A 17,776-nucleotide genomic window follows, 5' to 3' on the forward strand; every position below is an offset into this window, starting at 1 on the left:
GTTTTAGAGCTTGCGAGCCAACAGGAACCGCACCAACACATCCGAGTAGTCTTCGGCAATCGTCACGCGATGGTAATCAATTGCGGAATCGCGAACGATGGTCGTCAAAGCCGAAAGGTAAGCCTGCACCGCCTGTCGGTACTGCTTGGCAATCGTCGTCGGATCGACCAGCATTGGAGCTGCTCCTTCCAGATCCTGAAAACGCATCGGACGATCAAACTGAAAATCTATCTCGTTCTGTTCGAGCAGGTGAAAGACAGCCACATCGTGCTTGCGGAATCGTAGATGCTGAAAAGCACTCTTCAGTGACTCCGGCTCCAAAAACAAATCTGAAATAATGACAACCAGCGCCCGCTGTGCAATTCGCTCCGCTGCCTGATGCAGAGCCTCAGCCAGTCCCGTCTCACCTTTGCCTTCAATTTCTCCTAACTCATCGAGAATGAATCGCAAATGCGCGCCGCTTCGCTTGGGAGGAATCTCACGGCGAAAGTCTTCTGCAGCACAATACAGACCGACTGCATCACCCTGACTCGAAGCGAGGTAAGCAAGCGTGCCGGCAAGTTTCCGTGCGTAGTCAATCTTCCGTTGACCGACTTCCTGGGTCCCGTCGATTCCAAAATTCATCGACCCGCTCACATCGACGATCAGGCACAGTCGTAGATTCGTGTCCGCTTCATATTCCTTAATGAAGAACCGATCGCTGCGCCCCCACGCTCGCCAGTCGAGTCGGCGTGTATCATCTCCGGGGACATATTTTCGGTACTCGGAAAACTCGAGGCTGGAACCGCGCGTTGGACTCCGATGCCGACCGGAGACACTACCGATCATCGGCATGCGTGCATCGATCGGAAGTGCGGAAAGCCGGGAAATGACTTTGGGGTCGATGAAATCTCGCATTCAGATATTGCCAGTCAATCCGAGTAGTCACTGAAATGAAGGAAACGGGTCTCGTGTTCGCAAAGAGATTGCTCTAGTGGCAGCACTTTCGGCCCGGAGAAATTAACTCCCGCGAGACTTGCCGCTGACTTCTGCGTTTAATCCTTCGACAAGTCTGCGAATCACGTCATTGCTTCGTATCCCTTCTGACTCGGCATTAAAGTTCGTCAGAATCCGGTGGGTTAATACCGGCTCAGCAACTGCTAACAAATCATCTAAGCGTGCCATGTAACTTCCATGAAGTGCCGCGTGTGATTTCGCTCCGAGAATGAGATACTGCACCGCCCGCGGACCAGCTCCCCACGCAACGAGAGGTTTCAACCAGTCGGGGGATTCGTCAACATTTGGTCGCGTTCGACGCACAAGATCGACAGCGTATTCGTAGATATGCTGTGGAACGGGAAGTCGACGCACGAGACTCTGGAACCTCAACACGGTCTCAGCATCCATAATCTCCCCGAGTTGAGGAAGACTCGCCCCGGTCGTCGTTCGCGCGATTTCAATTTCCTCCGCACGACTGGGATAGTCGACGGTAATCAGAAACATGAATCGATCAAGCTGCGCTTCGGGAAGCGGATAAGTTCCCTCTTGCTCAACTGGATTCTGCGTCGCCAGAACGAAGAAGGGGGGCGTCAACTCGTAAGGTCTTCCGACGACAGTCACGCGATGTTCTTGCATCGCTTCCAGCATCGCCGCTTGAGTCTTTGATGGAGCCCGGTTGATTTCATCCGCGAGCACGATGTTGGCAAACACCGGCCCTTTGACGAATTCAAACTCCCGGCGGCCATCGTGTGTTTCTTGAAGAATGTCCGTTCCGGTGATGTCCATCGGCATCAAATCCGGCGTGAACTGAATTCGGCTGAACGACAAAGACATCGTTTCCGCAAGCCGACGGACCAACATCGTTTTCGCCAGCCCGGGAACCCCCATCAGCAGCGAGTGGCCCTGTGCAAACAGGCAGATCGCCAGTTGTTCGACAACTTTCTCCTGACCGACGATGACTCGTCCCAGCTCTTCCTTCAGCTCCTGATACCGCTTTCTCAGTTCATCGATCGCACTGACATCATCCTCATGAAGTTCCTGAGTGGTCGCAGATTCCGGGTTCATTGCTATCCTAATCAAGAGTTGAGAGAAAGATGTCGACCGGGGTGTGAGTTGTCCGACGTGTCACTAATCAACGATTTCGTTTGTCTTCGATGGCGTTTTGATTGAAGCAGCCTGGTTTGTCAACTCACGGAAGATGCCTGCAGACATGAGATGGCATTGGAAATGAGTCAAATTTGCTGCTCGCAGGCGGGTGATTCATGAGTTGCAAATCGGTTCGCAGTTTCGTGCATTCTCGAGTGAAAATCTAACATAAACAGATTTCGTAAGAGTCTTAATGAATCGACAACTCTTTAAACACGACAAGACCTCTCACTTAACGTGGAATGACAAACTGAAACTGGCCCATATTTCGCATTTGAATTGACACGTAGTCTCCTTGAAACTGAAAGTGACCGCGGAGAGCTTCTAAGGCCTCCTCCTGTCGCTCGTTGAGAATTTCATCCCATTGAGCCTCATCAATATTTGCAATGGGGACTGTCAGTAGAATCAGTTCTTGGATGTATGCCTGATTGGTCTTGAGTGTCCGAGGCATTCGGGCCAACATCAGTTCGACGAGTTGCTGGAACTGGACTTCGGTCAACCAAAGTTCTCGATCAAGCAGCGAAACAAGATATTCAGCAGCTGCCCGTTCCAACATTGCCGATCGTTCTCGATCGATTTCGCTTGAGCCGTCGATACAGCGATCGAGGGAAGTGACCCAGAGTTGATGAGAATCAATTTCTGATGTTTCAGGAACCTGAATGCTAAATCCAAAGTTGACGTTCGGATTCAGAGCAACGGTCTCCTCCCAACCCGCGACACTTGCTCGATGAGTTTTTTTCCATTTCTCCAGGATATAAACAACACATCCCCGTCCCGCGACGTTAAGAACTCGCAGATCCTCTTCACTCAAGTCTCCGGTCGCTTCCCAGAATTCGATGCGAACGTTTATCGAGCGTTTCAGCCGCTTCTGCTGATGCTCGTGGAGCTCCTCGAGTTTCTTCTGCCAACCGTCAACGCCCTCATTGGCCATAAACGTGACATACTGTTCGTTCTGATTCCCGGATCGTGATCCCTGGACGAGATCACCAAACCGCTTCAGTTGAGCCGGACGAAAGACGTTGTCAGGCAAGCTGGAGAGCAGATTTTCGAGTGATTCATACTCGATGTAATAATTCTGCGGATTGAGTGAGAAGAGCCTCGTTTCTCCCGGAACCATTTTGGGAATGAATTCCTGCCGAAACTCTTCTCGTTGATCAGCCGTCAGAAAGAGTTCTTCATCAATCTGATTGACGAGGTGTCCAATCAACGCATCTCTCAAACGCTCCTGTCGCTCAAGTAATGCGGTTTGAAACGTCCGCTGCTGGTCCTCGTCCAGCAGTGTCTTCATAAATTGAATCCAGTCGTAGCCGGTGGCCAGGTAGCCAGCACCGGACTTCCCAACGAATCGAATCGGAGCAAAATCAGTCAACGGCTTCTGCGCATCTCTGGGGCCGGTCGACTTAACAAAGTTCTCCTGAGAAGTGGTGACGAGTTCGAGATGAAATTCGTCGAGCTTCTGTTTTTGTTCTGGCGTCAGCGTGACGACAGCATCGACCCACGTCGCAGCAGATTGGAGATAGTGTTCGAGCCGCTCTTTTCGATCTTCGATTTCTCCTTCAGGGATCGCCTGGGGAACATTTCCGGGAGCAACAAAGCGCATGGCAGGTTGACGTGGGCCGACGACTTCCTCGACAACGTCTTCGATGGCCTCCGCCAGTTGCTGGAAGAATCCGGGGCCCGCCGGTTCATCTGCGTACACCTGCCATGGCGATTGTGAAGCACCGATCACCAACACACCAACGGCCACCTGCACGTACCGCATGTGATTGCCTCTTAAAAATGTCATTGCCTGTTACGAATGAACTCGAAACGGCAAGCTGAAGATCAAATTTTCCGTCTCCTCGGACGCGACTGGGAGTCGCTTGACCTCAACGTGTCGACTTCTGAGAAAGCTAGAATCCCTCCTGAGCCGACATGTCATGATTCTCTGCTCGGACTCTCCGCTTCGCAAGCGCCGTCTGAAGAGAGTCGCAATTTTCATCTTTCTTCTGGTGAGGATGATCGACTCACGATATATTCAACCAGAGTTTTTTGAGGGTTCTGTGCAACGTTTCTGTGGGTCACTACGTCTGAACCTTTCAGAAGTTGCAAAAAAATCTGCGGAACGAAGGAATTTTCTGTAATCGGTTTGCCCAGCTTTGTCGTACAGACTTTCGTCAAGCAGTTCATTTTTCGGAATGAGAGACCTCAACTCGGGGACATAAGCAAACTGGAAACAACAGGGTGCAAACGACTGGAGAAAGACAGCACGATCTATCGTCATCACTTTTCCCATCGGACCTAAATCGACCGCACCATGAGTTCCTCTGTTTGCAGCACCCCACGCGGAAGTGAGATTCGTACGACTTTCCTAACTCAAGGCAGGCACGGAATTCGAACCCGATACCTTACGAGGATGCAGTCTCGATGACAGGCCAAGAACACGGACTCCCCCCCAACACGACGCAGCGCCTCAGCGATTTTCGTCAACGGGTTCGAATGATCAAAGTTGCCGAAGGCCTGTTGGCCGGGCTCTTTGGATTGATCCTGTCCTATCTTGCGGTCTTCGCTCTTGATCGTATTTTCGACACCCCCGCCATCGTGCGAGGAACGATTCTCGTTCTCGGAAGCGTTGGGCTTGCGGTTTCGTTTCCATTCAAATGTCACCGCTGGTTGTGGGGCACTCGCAGAATGGAACAGGTTGCTGGCCTCGTTCGACACAACTTCCCAGCACTCGGAGATCAGTTGCTGGGGATCGTCGAACTTGCCCAAAGCGAGTCAGCGTCCACTGACAGTCGGACCTTGCGACAAGCAGCCATCGACCAAGTCGACGAAGTCATGCGCGACCGCGATCTCTCCGATGCAGTTCCCGAGCCTCGTCATAAGTTCTGGATGAGAACGGCCGCAATTCCTGCAGCGCTGATGCTGCTTTGTCTAATCGTCGTCCCGGCTGCCGGAGCAAACGCACTCGGACGCTGGTTGGCTCCATGGAGCGACATCAAACGTTTCACGTTCGCTCAACTCGATACCCTCCCTGAAGAAATGGTCGTTCCGCTCGGAGAAGAGTTTCCGCTGACCGCCAAACTTTCTCCAACAACTCAATGGTCACCTGATCAGGGATCGATTCACACCGACGCTCTGCGAGAACAGGTTTCGACCAAACGCGAGGACGACCAATACGACTTCACAGTCCCGCCGTTAACTTCGGAATCAGCTCTCAATCTGAGAATCGGTGATGCGCGTCACACGATCCAAATTCATCCGGAGCCCCGTCCGGAACTTAAGGAAATCCAGGCACTGGTGCATCTCCCGGATTATCTGAATTACTCCAAACCGCTTGAAATCGATGTGCGAGGCGGAGTGATTTCCGTCGTTGAGGGCTCCACTGCAGAATTCGTCGCGACGATCAATCGCGAACTTGAGTCCGCTCGCGTGAACGGGGAAGAAGCAAAGATTCAGTCGACTCAAATTCTTCCCAACAAATTTCACGTCGACTCGACTCAGACCGTTTCATTTGACTGGCAAGACACTTTGGGCCTCACAGCCAAAGATGATTTTCAGCTGCGAATGAATGCCGTCGAAGACTCCGCTCCGACCGTCGGATGTATGCAAATCGATCCCAATCAGGTCGTTCTTTCAACAGAGGTGATCAACTTCGAAGTCTCTGCAACAGACGACTTTGGATTGAAGATTCTCGGACTCGAGTGGTCCGGGATCATTGACCCGGTTCGGAACCCGAATCCCGATCGAGGTGAGAAGCCGGTTCTGCGCGGCGATTACGAATTGACTCGACTCAATGGAACAACAAGCTTCTGTGCTGAGACGGACAACATCACTCCGCAAACTCTGCAAGTTCGAGCTTACGCAGAGGACTTTCAGCCCGATGGAGAGCGAACGTACTCCGCTCCTTACATCTTGCATGTGATGACACCGCAGGATCACGCCATCTGGATTGCCAACCAGCTGCGAAGATGGGCCAGCCATGCGGATGACGTTTACGAAGAAGAAGTCCGCTTACACGATGAAAATCGCGCACTGCGCCGACTCGATAACGAATCGCTGCAGCAGTCAGCCACACAAAGCCGTATCCGTCGACAAGCTTCCGCTGAGAAAGCCAACGCGACGAAATTGAACGCCGTCACCGATGCGGGTGAACGACTCATCAACCAGGCGGTCAAGAATCCTGAGATGCTCGTCGGTCATCTCGAACTCTTCGCAGAGACTCTCAAACAGATGAGAGAAATGGCCGACAAGCGAATGCCATCCATCGCTGACCTGCTAAACGAGTCGGCCAAAACCGTCGCGAAGCCTGCGACTCCCGGTTCGGAATCTCCTTCTCCAACCGCTCCTACGGCGGGTAACAACCGCAATCAAAAACCGGGTTCGGGAGAAGCGAGTGCTGAGGAAAAACCGGTCCCGAAAGCTCCATCGCTCTCAGACGTTGAACAAGGTTTCAATAAGGCGAATCAGGAAGAGCAGGGGGATGGTGAGCCCAAGCCGCCGAAGAAGGGAAGCACAGGCAAGCTGACGTTGCCTCAGACGACATTGATGGGCGGTCCCCAAGGAGAAAAGAAACCTCAACAGCCCGGCCCGCAGCAGCAGATTGATCAAGCTGTCGAAGTGCAGGCGAAACTGATCGAAGACTTCAACAAGCTGCGCGAGCAGATGCAGGACATCCTCGACGATCTCGAGAACAGCACCTTCGTCAAACGCTTCAAAGCAGCCTCGAGAAAACAACTTGAAATTGCCAAGAACCTCAATCGAACTCTCTTCAAGGGGTTCGGCGTCGAACAGAAGGAGTTGGACGACCGACAGTCCGAAACGATGGCCCTGATCGCTGAATCCGAAGTCACTCAAAGTGAGAATGCCTGGAACATTCAGACTGACCTCGAAGCCTATTACGGCCGAAAACGGGACGACAAATTGCTCAGAATTCTGGACGAGATGAAAGAGCTCGACACAATTAAAAATCTGAATCAACTCAGTGACCGCGTTCGAGATAACCTCGCCGGAGAATCGATCGTTCATGCCGAATTCTGGGCAGACACCTTCGACCGTTGGGGCGAAGAACTCGTCAGTGCCTCGAAGTGCGGACAATGCCAAGGTGGTCCAGCAGACAGTTTGCCTCCGGAAATTGTTCTGGAAGTGATGCGGATCATCGAAGCAGAAATGGACCTCCGGGAAGAAACTCGTTCCCTCGAACAATCTCGTGAAGCTGTTGCTGTCGACATCTATGATCAGCGCGCCAAGAAGCAATCCGAGACGCAAGACTCGATTCATGAACGTACTCAAACCGTCATGAACGACATTCGAGCCATACCTGACGGGGCCAAGAAATTCGGTAAGGAATTGTATCTCGTTTCAATGGCCAGCAACGCGATGGCGGACGCGACGCAAATTCTCAGTGAACCGGACACCGGACCTGAAGCCATCGGAGCAGAAACGGAAGCAATTGAATGGCTCCTCCAGTCGAAACGCGCCAATCCCAATGGCGGAGGTGGTGGAGGTGGATCGACTCCCGGCGGAGGAGGTGGAGGAACAACATCCACCGCAGCTCTCGCTTTGATGGGGCCCGGACATGATCCGAATGCGAAAGTTGAACAGCGTGAGGTCGAACAATCGAGCGGAGTCTCAGTCGAGAAACTTCCTGAAGAGTTCCGCGACGGCCTCGACGCATTCTTCCATGCCCTCGAAGGCCGCACTACGAATTAGCTTTCGACCGCTTTGACGTCACCCGAATTTCAGCGCATTGAAAGCCCCAATCAATGAACGTCGCGCTCATCAGAAGCAGACACTCACTTTTTCACAGTGTGGTGATCTGGACCATCTTTTTTTTGAGTTTCTCGATCTGTTCAGCACAGGAATCGGAACTGCGTTACGGCGATGCTGTTCCTCCGGAAGTTGAGGAAATCTACGAACGCGGACTTCAATGGCTGGTCAGAAACCAGCAACCCGATGGAAGTTGGGGCGGCTCTTCGATTGGTCATGGAGGAGTTGGAAACTCCGGAATCACTGGGATGTGCATCATGGCATTCCTGGCCAGCGGAGAAGATCCAAACTTCGGTAAGTATCGAGAAAACATCCGAAGTGCTGTCCGACATCTCATTCGCGGGCAGGACGAAAAAACCGGATACCTTCCGGGCAGCATGTATCACCACGGCTTCGCAATGCTCGGACTTGCAGAAGTGTACGGAGTTCTCGACGACGAACTTCTCTGGGCTGGAGAACCGGATGCCAACGACCAACGCACAATTGGCGAAGCACTCGAACTCGCCGTCGGCTGTGCTGCGACATCTCAAAAGAGCAATCCCTGGGGAGCGTGGCGGTACTCGCCACAATCGACCGATGCGGACACATCAGTTTCCGGTGCAGTCCTGATGGGATTACTGGCAGCGCGGAACGCTGGCATCAATGTCCCGAACGAAGTGATCGACAAAGGCCTCGACTACTTCGAAAAGATGACCACTCGGCAAGGCAGCGTTGGGTACTCAGGAATTGGAGGAGGAGGTTCCAGGAATCTTCAAGCCATTTCCGGGCTGGTGATGGCGATCGGACACCGCAAAGATCTGGCTCAGTACCGCGGGGTGATGATGCAATTGACGTCCTCACTAGAAACATTCGAAAACGGCTACCCTTTTTACTTTCGGTATTACATGGCTCAGTCATTGTTTCAAGGAGACTTTGAAGCATGGCAAAAGTGGAACAACATCACAGTCAAACAACTCTCAGCACTCCAGAGAGATGACGGGAGTTTTCAAAGTTCGCACGGAGAAGCTTACGGGACAGCCATGTCCATGCTGGCAATGGCTCTCAACTATCGATTTCTCCCCATCTACGAACGCTGACGGACAGAGAATACAATCTCGATCTGCGTCACTTCTCGCGAAGTTCAACTGCATCGAGTTCATAAGCGAAAGTGAATTATGACTTCGAACCGCTTACCAGCTTCTCAGGAACAGCGGCAAATCCGACGCCGAGGACGATACCATCCGCTACTCACGATTGTGACAGCGGCTTTTCTGCTCGCTCTGAGTCTTGTCCTCAATTCGTTCGCAGAGGATCAGTTAACCACGCGGTTGTATTGGCAAGAAGGAGATTCGTTAAACGGAACGCTTGTTTCCGCCGACGAAGAAACGCTCACCTGGCGATCTCCATTGTTTGTTGATCCGCTTCAAATCGAGCGGTCAGCCCTCTCCGCGATCCAATTTCCCAAAGTCGATGCACTTCCCCTGAGTCACGATACCTTTCGGATCTCGCTCCGCAACGGAGACGTTCTGTTTGGAAATCTGATCGGTGCGACGGAAACTTCTCTCCTATTCGAAAGCGATCGTTTTTCCCCGTTTTCGGTCCTTCGCGATCACGTTGAACACGTCAAACGCGTCGACACCCCGGATTTGATTTACCAGGGACCACGCGGAGTGAAAGGTTGGTCAACACCACGTTCTCAAGAAGACTCCTTTGGTTGGACGGAACAGCCCAACGGGGAACTGATCACCGATTCGGGAAATCGTGGCGTTTATCGCAGTCTCGATTTCGCTGATCGGGTTGAAGTTGAGTTTGTCATTGAATCACAGTCAAAACGACCGTCATTCACTTTCGCACTCGGCGAGAGTCGAGAAATGAGCTTACGCGTTGAAAGCTGGGAAGAAATTCTCGTTCTGCTTTCCGGATTTCAGTTCAAAGAACTGGCAACCCTCGAAGAAGATCAAAAGCGCGTTCATCTTCACATGTTCGTCGATCAGAAAAACCACACCGTCCAAGTCTTTTCGCATTCAGGTGTCAAACTTGGGGAACTCAAAGGAGATCCAGAAAAAGCAGAGCCTGAATACGAACCGAAGGGACTCCAGGTTTGGAACCGAGACGGCGACCTCACTCTCAAATACGTTCGAGTCGACCGCTGGAATGGAAGTCTACCGAAACCATTGAAGACCGGGACGAGCCGCATCCACTTGACCGACGGGACCATTCTCTACGGCGAAGTGCCCCAGATTCAATCCGGCGAAATTGCCAGCCTTCCGGGAGAAGACGATCAGGAGCCAGTCGAGTTCTCCATCGACCAGATTGAAACGATCGTCGTCAATGATGATCCGGAAGCGTCTCCGCTTCGTGAAGTCGATCAGGTGAGTTGGCAAACTGGAGCAGTTGTCTCAGGCAAAGTTACAGGTGTCGAGAACGAGCAAATCAAAGTTGCTGTCGAATGGTCCGAAGCTCCTGTTGTCGCTTCTCTAACAGGACTTCAACGAATCCAACTCATCAGCGACCCGCAGTCTCTCGAAACTCCCGACAAGCTTGTCTACCCAGGCGGAACGCTGAACGGAAAACTCGTTATCTCCAACGATACGTCTCCGCCGGTCTCGTGGATTCCAACAGGCGGGCGCCAGCCGAGCGCTCTGGCAATTGCAGGCAATGCTCGTTTCATTCGAGGAGACAAGCCAGCTGAAAGCAGCAAATTCGATGAGGGCTATCCCGACTTCCTTTATCTTCGCAACGGAGATGTCGTTCCCTGCATTCTGCACGCGGTTCGAGACGACAGCATTGATTTGGAAGTGCCGTTTTCGAACATCACCGAGATCTCAACGGACGTTGTCAAAGCGGTCGAACTGTCCGTGCCCGAGCGAGTTTTTCAACGTGGATTCGAAGATGATGGTTGGAAACGAATGCTTGGCGGGACGAGAAACGAAGGAGACCGGCTGATCATGAAAACAACAGCGTCTTACGGTCATCCAGATATCCTGACCGGGGATGAAGTTCGTTTTCGACTCGATTGGGGAGCTCAGCAACACTCTGACCTGCAGCTTCAGTTGTACGGTGAACGTTTGGGAAATCCACGCGATGCCACGAATCTGAAGATCATGCTCAATGGAACAAAACTCTGGGTCGAAGACTTCGATCCCATGATCGATGCTGGCAACGGTATGCAGATTCGGCAACTTCGAATGAATGCTGGCGGCGAAGGACGACAAACGTTCATTGATTCAGAAAAGGGATCTGTGGAAGTCTCTCTATCAGTTCGCGATGGAGAAATTCATGTCATTGTCGATGGACAACTTCTTAAGTCCGTTCCCATCGACCAACGCAAGCGAATCGGCAAGAGTCTGACTTTCAAAGCCAACATTAATTCAATCACAAGAAACACAGCATACGGATCGAACCCGCTGACTCGCGGCATCATGATCTCCGAATTCGAAGTCAGAAATCTCGATGGAACGTCCGTCAAACAATTTATTGTCGAAGAGACGCGAAATCGGACGCTCCTCATTCCTCGCTTTCGCAGAGAACGTCCGTCGAATCACGTCCTCATGGCACGAAACGGAGATCTACTCAGGGGCAACCTGAAACACATCGACGAAGAAACGGTTCAATTCGAATCTCAACTCGAAGAGTTTCCTTTTTCACGTGAGTTGATCGCGGCGGTCATCTGGCTCCATCCCCCATCGCACACTGAGATGGACGAACCAGAAGCTGAGCAGGAAACTGAGAGCGACAACAGACTGCGTGAAGGAATGCAATTGACCTTTGAGGACCATTTGAGATTCAGCATGTCGCCGACCGACGTGCAAGGTGATCAGTTGATCGGAAGTGCTCCACATTTCGGTGAGTGTCGCATTCCGATCCAGGCGATTGACGAAGTCCTGCTCGGTGAACTCACGCAAGAACAAGGACCGATCGCTTATTCGCAATGGGTTCCGACGTTCGCCAAAGAACCGGATTGGGACATTCCGGAATCAGGAAGCAACGTGGAAGGTTCCAAACTGATCGGCACAGAATCGGTCCCGTTTGAACTGGCTGGCATCGATGGAAACACATTTCGGATTCGTGACCACATCGATAAGGTCGTCGTCCTCGACTTCTGGGCGACGTGGTGCGGACCATGTGTTGAGGCACTCCCTGATTACATCGCTGCGACTGCGGAATTCGATCCGGAGGACGTTTTATTCGTCGCAGTGAACCTGCAGGAGACGCCACAAGAGGTCCGGGCCTTTCTTGCACTCAACGGATGGACTCCTCAAGTGGCCATGGACAGTGCAGGCAGCGTCGCTTCCGAGTTCGCCGTCTCAGGCATTCCTCATACCGTCATTCTCAGCCCCGGAAACGTCATCGAATCTGTTCACGTTGGATATCGCGAGAACGGCGGAATCGAAATGCGAACGACCATCCAACAGATTCTCGACGGAACCTGGGAACGTCCGACACCAGACGCCGACGACGAAAGCAAAGAAACACCCGAGGAATAAACTCGCGACGATTTCTCGCTCAACTTTCAAGAACAGCATTCTTTCGCAAACAGAATGACCGAAAGCACTATTTCTATTAGTCGGTCAATCGAACCTTGAGAGATGAAAGCGTGCGGATTCCCAGTCTTTTCGTCCACGGAGCAGGTTCCGAGGGATCCGCAAGCTGCAAGTTTGGGTATGCCGTGAACAACCGCTGTAGTGCGGTGGCAGCTTCGGCGCGTGCCAACTGCATCCCGAGACAAGTGTGAATCCCCGAGCCGAACGACAAGTGTAAATTCGGAGATCGAGTGATGTCGAAGGTTTCCGGATCGGGAAACCGGGCTGGATCATGATTCGCTGAACCGATCATTGCCATGATCATTTGGCCTCGTTTGAGCTGCTGTCCGTGCCACTCGACATCCCGAGTAGCAAAACGCCCCTTACTCATTTCGATCGGAGAAACGTAGCGAAGAGTTTCGTCGACAGCACTTGTTGCGAGATCCCAGTCACTCAACAATTGCGCCTTTTGCTCAGGTTCGTTCAACAACGCGAAGATCGCTCCGGTGATGAGGTGCACCGTTGTCTCATGCCCAGCGACCAAAAGAAGGAAAGCCATCGCAATCAATTCACGCGAACTCAACCTATGGCCATCCTGTTCAACATGAACGAGATCAGAAAGAAGTCCCGGTCGGGGATTCGCACGACACTCGTCAATTTGCTCGACAAGATAATTTCGCAGCTTCCAGATTCCGCGCCCTGCAGCCAACATCGTAGGTAGTGATCGGATTGTCGCCAGCCTCGTTCCCCAGTTAGCGAACTGAGGTCGATCTTCTTCCGGCAGGCCGAGGAGTTCCGAAATCACCTCCAGCGGGAACGGACGCGTCAAGTGGGGGATGAGGTCGACCACTCCGGACGAGTCAGCGTGCTGCGGAAGATCTTGAACGAAACCGCTGGCAATTTCCGTCAATCGTGGTTGCAGCTTCGAGACGCTTTGTCGCTGGAAGGCTTTGTCGACAAGACCCCGCAGACGACGGTGATCTTCTCCGTCGTAGCTCATCATGTTGTCGCTGAGTTCTTGCACTCTACGGGGCAGAAAATTCAAGAACCACACGACGCTGCGCTTGCCCGCCCGTCCCGGTTCACGAACGAACAGTTCCTGATCCTTAAGCATTTCGGAGCAGGCCTGATGCGTCGTACATACCCAGACCTTGCCGAGAATAGGAATTCTCGCCCGGATGACATCACCCTGTTCCCGCATCCGCCGATAGGTTTCGTGCGGAGCGTTCTTGAACTGTGGACTGATCAAATCGAGTCGCTGAGAATCCACGATGCGCACTCCTCTTGATACTGAGAGCCTGCTATTGCCCACACACTCCCTTGAATAAATCGAGCTACCAGGAAAGACGCAGTCCACGGAGATTCGGTTCGCTTCCCAGTCGATCACACTCCAGTAGATCGCTATGCAGTTTCCTGATCGCTTTTGACGGCATCCAGAATCATTTCAAATACATCCGGCATGGCGCTGATCGCTCGAGACCAACTTGCGATGAACGGCGCGTCATGCGGTTTGTTCAAGAATGCCTCGCCCGCTTGCATTAAACCTTGCCCAAAGAGTTCGACCGTCGCCTCTTCTCTGTGACGATCCAGCGTCAGCCCGCTCATCACAGCATCGTTGTAGTAATGATCCACTAGATCAAGAGCGGTGCGGTAATAACAAGCTTTCAGTGTTCGCAAGAGTTCCGGAGAGAAAACGACTCCGTTCACCGCCAACTTGCGAATCAGTGCTTTGCAAATGTCGATGCACATTCGATTCAGCCCCTTGGCAGCATCTTGCGGGGAGAGATCCTGATGTTTGTGATCGTAAGCATCCGCGATGTCGACCTGACAGATTCGGTGATGGGAATAATTCCGATACATCTCGGAAAGTGTTCCAATCTCCAACCCCCAGTCGGAAGGAATTCTCAAAGACGGAACCACTTCCGCTTTCATCGAAAACTCACCTGCAAGCGGATACCGGAAGCTTCCCATGAAATCGAGATAGTCGTTGTCGCCGAGAGTAATTTGCATCGCGCGAATCAACGGAGCCACGAGCAGTCGAACCACGCGGCCGTTCAATCGGCCCTGTGCAGCTCGGTAGTAGTATCCCTTGCAGAAGACATAATTGAACTGCGGATGAACGACCGGATAGAAGAGTCTGGCGAGCATGTCGCGTTCGTAGGTGACGATGTCGCAATCATGCAAAGCGACAGCTTCTGACTTGCCAGACGCGAGGAAATAGCCCATGCAATACCAGACGTTGCGTCCCTTCCCGGGCTCCGTCGGGGCCAGGTCCTGTTCCGAGAGGCGGCGATCGACTTCCCGCAATCGAGGCCCATCGTTCCAGAGAATCACATGACGTTGCGGAAGGCGGGAGAAGAACTTCTTCGCGTGTTCGAATTGGGATTCATTCGCGCGATCCAGCCCGATGATAATTTCGTTCACGTACGTCGCTTGAGTCAGTTCATCGATGATTCGCTCAAGCGCAGGACCTTCGAGTTCGGAGTACAGACTTGGCAGAACGAGAGCCATCGGTGTCTGAGATGACCATTCGTGGAGATCAGATTCAAGGTCTTCAGTGGTCCGCGACCGCAGGTTATGAAGAGTTCCAATGACTCCATTCTGGACAAAATCCGCCATAATCGAACGTCTCAAATAGAAGGAAATTACGACCGCCCACACCTCACGCAGACAGATCTAAGAACGAACGCTGCTCCCATCATGGCCAGATTCCGACAATTCGTCCAGAAGAGACTCGACTGTCGCTCTCCAACCGGCAGCTCCCGGCAGCGGCGCTACCACATATCGAGGGGTCGATAGGGGAATCCCGATTTCTCCACTTGGCCAGGGGATGACTCGTGGATAAGCCGCTCGTTCAAGCATGGATTCGTCAATGGGACTGTCACCGATGGCCACCGTGATCCACTCCCCAGAAGAAGGAGGAGTCAACCGCTGAACTACTTTATCCATGGCCAGCCCCTTCGTCGTCTGACCAGCCACATGCCAGAATCGACCTCCCTGCGTGAGCGTCAGACCGCGACCTTCCAACTCATTTCGAAATGCCTCGATTTTTTCCATCGAGTCCTTCCACAGCAATGGTTCTGTCGCGAATCGGTTGAGTGCCCGCTTCGCTTTTTCTTCAGGAAGATCCGTCGCCTTCATCACTCCCGACAACCCAAGATCACGAAACGACTCGAATGTGTACTTGGACTTCAGAGAAGTGAGAACATCGAGAATTTCCGCGCGGTCCGCTCCCAGGACGGTTTTCTCATCATCATTCCAGCAGACGACTCCGCCGTTCTCACAAGTGATGGGAGTTTCCAGTTCAAGTTCGATGGCGAGCGGTCTCATTTCCGATTGCGTCTTGCTCGAACAGAGAACGAGAGGAACGTGCAGTTCCTTCAGTCGTTTCAAAGCGGGCAGGGCATCCTGATAGCTGTAATCGGATTTATTGAGCAGACAGCCATCAAGGTCTGTGAACACGATCAGATTCTGAAGAGACTTCATGGCAGCGTCCGAGATGACATTCATGTATGATGTGAGCAGGTGATCAACGCCGGGGCTGTGAAATTTCGAGGAGAGGGCATTCCACAAAGCGAGTGCGTCGAGACGCCGAAACCTTTGCGGATGAGGACGAATTTCACAAGTTCAATGTCCAACTTCTAAGTAGATACGAAACTCTCGAAACACAACAAACCGGGCACTTTCGACTCTGAACAGGCAAGGGTGATTGACCACTTTGAGAATATCCATTCCAATAGGCATCAACATTTATGCATCTCTTGGAAGTTGCAACTGAATTGAGCATGTTGTTGTCGCTTGAACAGTTGCATGATTTGTTTGAACGAGCATTCAGCGATTTGCTCGTACCGACTTGTGAAGACCAATTCGACATCTGATCTAGACATTCATCACTATGATACCACTCGCTCTGTTGCTCATCATCGTGATCGTTACCGTTTGCGTGGCCAGCGACGGACCAGTCAGTGCGGGCATGACTTTTCTCAGCGTGTTACTGTCGGGCCTGATCGCGATGAACTTTTTCGAGCCACTCGCAAACTTCCTCGGGGCAAACGTGTTTGCTTCCTACGAGTGGCAGAACCGCTGGGACATCATTGCTTTACTTGGGATTTTCGCTGCTTCGGTTACCGGCTTGCGATTCCTGGGAGAATGGTTATTCCCCACCTACGCGCAAGTCAGCGACCTTTTCTATGAGCCCGCTCGTTGGACGTTTGGATTTGCAACCGGCTACCTGACGATGGCGATTCTGCTGACGTCGCTGCATGTCGCCCCGCTTCCACGATCGTTCATGGGATTCCAGCCCGAAGCGAACAACCTCTTTGGAATCGCAGCCCCTGACCGTCAATGGTTGGCCTTCACTCAGTACGTCTCTGAACACTCACTCTCACGCCGTAACGCGGACGGAACTGTTCCAATTTTCGATGGTGCGATGTATCCAGCGATCCCCTCGGACCTCTCCACGAATCGTGTCTGGTCATCTTTCCCGATCCGCTACGCTGCGCGTCGAGAAATGTACACAACAGGCAAGAATCGAATCGAACTCCCCGGTTTGCAATCGAACGAACGAGGAGGAGCCGCACCAGCAGGTGGACCTGGCAATTCTTTTTAGACCGTTTTCACACCGACTCACGTTCTCCGAAATTCATTTATTCTGAGAAAATGCTACGTTTGTGGCTTTGATCAGTCGCCAACTGCTTCAAAAGTCTCTGCATCGGGTTTCTCCGCATTCCTGCGTTTTGGGAAGCGATCGACCGAGAACATCGCGAAAAATCTGAGTCTTGTGTTCCCGACTTGATGAGATCGCTGCCTTACTTCGATATACTCCCGACGGATCAGCGAACTGGAATTCGTGTGGCGAATTCTTCGAGCTGTGATGTGATTTCAGGATCACTCATTTCGATCCGAAGACTTCAGAATCAACGGCTCAGTTCAGAGTCGGCTTTCACCCGATAATAAGACGTCCTCATTCAAGACGAATGAGACAATACCTAACAACTCGAAAGACCATCCCAGATGATCGTTCACAACGTTTACTTTACGCTTAATGATCCAAGTGAGAGTGCCGTGGACCACATGGTTCAGGAGTGCAACAAGTACTTGAAGAATCATCCTGGTGTGACCTTCTTCGCTGCGGGCAAGTGTGAAGATGAACTCGCCCGACCTGTCAATGACCGGATGTATCACGTCGCTCTGCACGTGGTCTTCGATACTCGGCAGGCTCACGACGACTATCAGGTTGCCGAAGCTCATCTCCGCTTCATTGACGACAACAAAGCGAGTTGGAAGCAAGTTCGCGTCTTTGATTCCAACTGCTGAAACGCTTGAAAACGATTTGAGAAAGTTCCCGTCAATGGCACGATGGCCTGACAATCCTCGCGCGAACATTATTGCACTGGTGATGA

Annotated in this window: 11 protein-coding genes; 5 read left to right on the top strand and 6 right to left on the bottom strand. The window is 52.2% G+C overall.

What is annotated here, in order from left to right:
• Positions 1 to 3 precede the first annotated feature (3 nt).
• The 3 genes from AB1L42_RS01845 to AB1L42_RS01855 form a co-directional block, all read right to left on the bottom strand.
• Positions 4 to 897, bottom strand: coding sequence for a DUF58 domain-containing protein (locus tag AB1L42_RS01845; protein WP_367050550.1), 894 nt, complete (start codon positions 895 to 897; stop codon positions 4 to 6).
• Positions 898 to 999: 102 nt separating this feature from the next.
• Positions 1,000 to 2,043, bottom strand: a complete 1,044-nt coding sequence (locus AB1L42_RS01850) for a MoxR family ATPase (protein ID WP_367050552.1) — start codon at positions 2,041 to 2,043, stop codon at positions 1,000 to 1,002.
• 313 nt (positions 2,044 to 2,356) lie between these two features.
• Positions 2,357 to 3,886, bottom strand: coding sequence for a hypothetical protein (locus AB1L42_RS01855; protein WP_367050554.1), 1,530 nt, complete (start codon positions 3,884 to 3,886; stop codon positions 2,357 to 2,359).
• A 644-nt stretch (positions 3,887 to 4,530) separates the two neighbouring features.
• On the opposite strand from AB1L42_RS01855, the gene AB1L42_RS01860 reads away from it, so the two are divergent.
• From AB1L42_RS01860 to AB1L42_RS01870, 3 genes are all read left to right on the top strand, one after another.
• Positions 4,531 to 7,815, top strand: a complete 3,285-nt coding sequence (locus AB1L42_RS01860; RefSeq protein WP_367050556.1) for a hypothetical protein — start codon at positions 4,531 to 4,533, stop codon at positions 7,813 to 7,815.
• Between the two features lie 122 nt (positions 7,816 to 7,937).
• A complete protein-coding gene (locus tag AB1L42_RS01865) occupies positions 7,938 to 8,948 on the top strand; it encodes a prenyltransferase/squalene oxidase repeat-containing protein (RefSeq protein ID WP_367050559.1) in 1,011 nt (336 codons plus the stop codon).
• A gap of 78 nt (positions 8,949 to 9,026) precedes the next feature.
• The gene (locus AB1L42_RS01870; RefSeq protein ID WP_367050561.1) at positions 9,027 to 12,338 is read left to right on the top strand and encodes a TlpA disulfide reductase family protein; all 3,312 of its coding nucleotides are present in this window, start codon (positions 9,027 to 9,029) and stop codon (positions 12,336 to 12,338) included.
• Positions 12,339 to 12,414: 76 nt separating this feature from the next.
• Here AB1L42_RS01870 and AB1L42_RS01875 read toward each other — a convergent pair whose 3' ends face one another.
• The 3 genes from AB1L42_RS01875 to AB1L42_RS01885 form a co-directional block, all read right to left on the bottom strand.
• Complete coding sequence (locus AB1L42_RS01875) at positions 12,415 to 13,644, bottom strand: cytochrome P450 (protein WP_367050563.1); 1,230 nt, start codon at positions 13,642 to 13,644, stop codon at positions 12,415 to 12,417.
• Positions 13,645 to 13,775: 131 nt separating this feature from the next.
• On the bottom strand, positions 13,776 to 14,993 hold the full coding sequence (locus AB1L42_RS01880) for a glycosyl transferase (RefSeq protein WP_367050565.1): 1,218 nt from the start codon (positions 14,991 to 14,993) through the stop codon (positions 13,776 to 13,778).
• A gap of 57 nt (positions 14,994 to 15,050) precedes the next feature.
• On the bottom strand, positions 15,051 to 15,860 hold the full coding sequence (locus tag AB1L42_RS01885) for an HAD-IIB family hydrolase (protein WP_367050567.1): 810 nt from the start codon (positions 15,858 to 15,860) through the stop codon (positions 15,051 to 15,053).
• Between the two features lie 409 nt (positions 15,861 to 16,269).
• On the opposite strand from AB1L42_RS01885, the gene AB1L42_RS01890 reads away from it, so the two are divergent.
• Positions 16,270 to 16,983: a CvpA family protein gene (locus tag AB1L42_RS01890; RefSeq protein ID WP_367050569.1), complete on the top strand. Its 714-nt coding sequence runs from the start codon at positions 16,270 to 16,272 to the stop codon at positions 16,981 to 16,983.
• Positions 16,984 to 17,387: 404 nt separating this feature from the next.
• The gene (locus tag AB1L42_RS01895; protein WP_367050571.1) at positions 17,388 to 17,690 is read left to right on the top strand and encodes a Dabb family protein; all 303 of its coding nucleotides are present in this window, start codon (positions 17,388 to 17,390) and stop codon (positions 17,688 to 17,690) included.
• Positions 17,691 to 17,776 lie beyond the last annotated feature (86 nt).

Source organism: Thalassoglobus sp. JC818, assembly GCF_040717535.1.
In the GTDB taxonomy this organism is placed as follows: Bacteria; Planctomycetota; Planctomycetia; order Planctomycetales; family Planctomycetaceae; genus Thalassoglobus.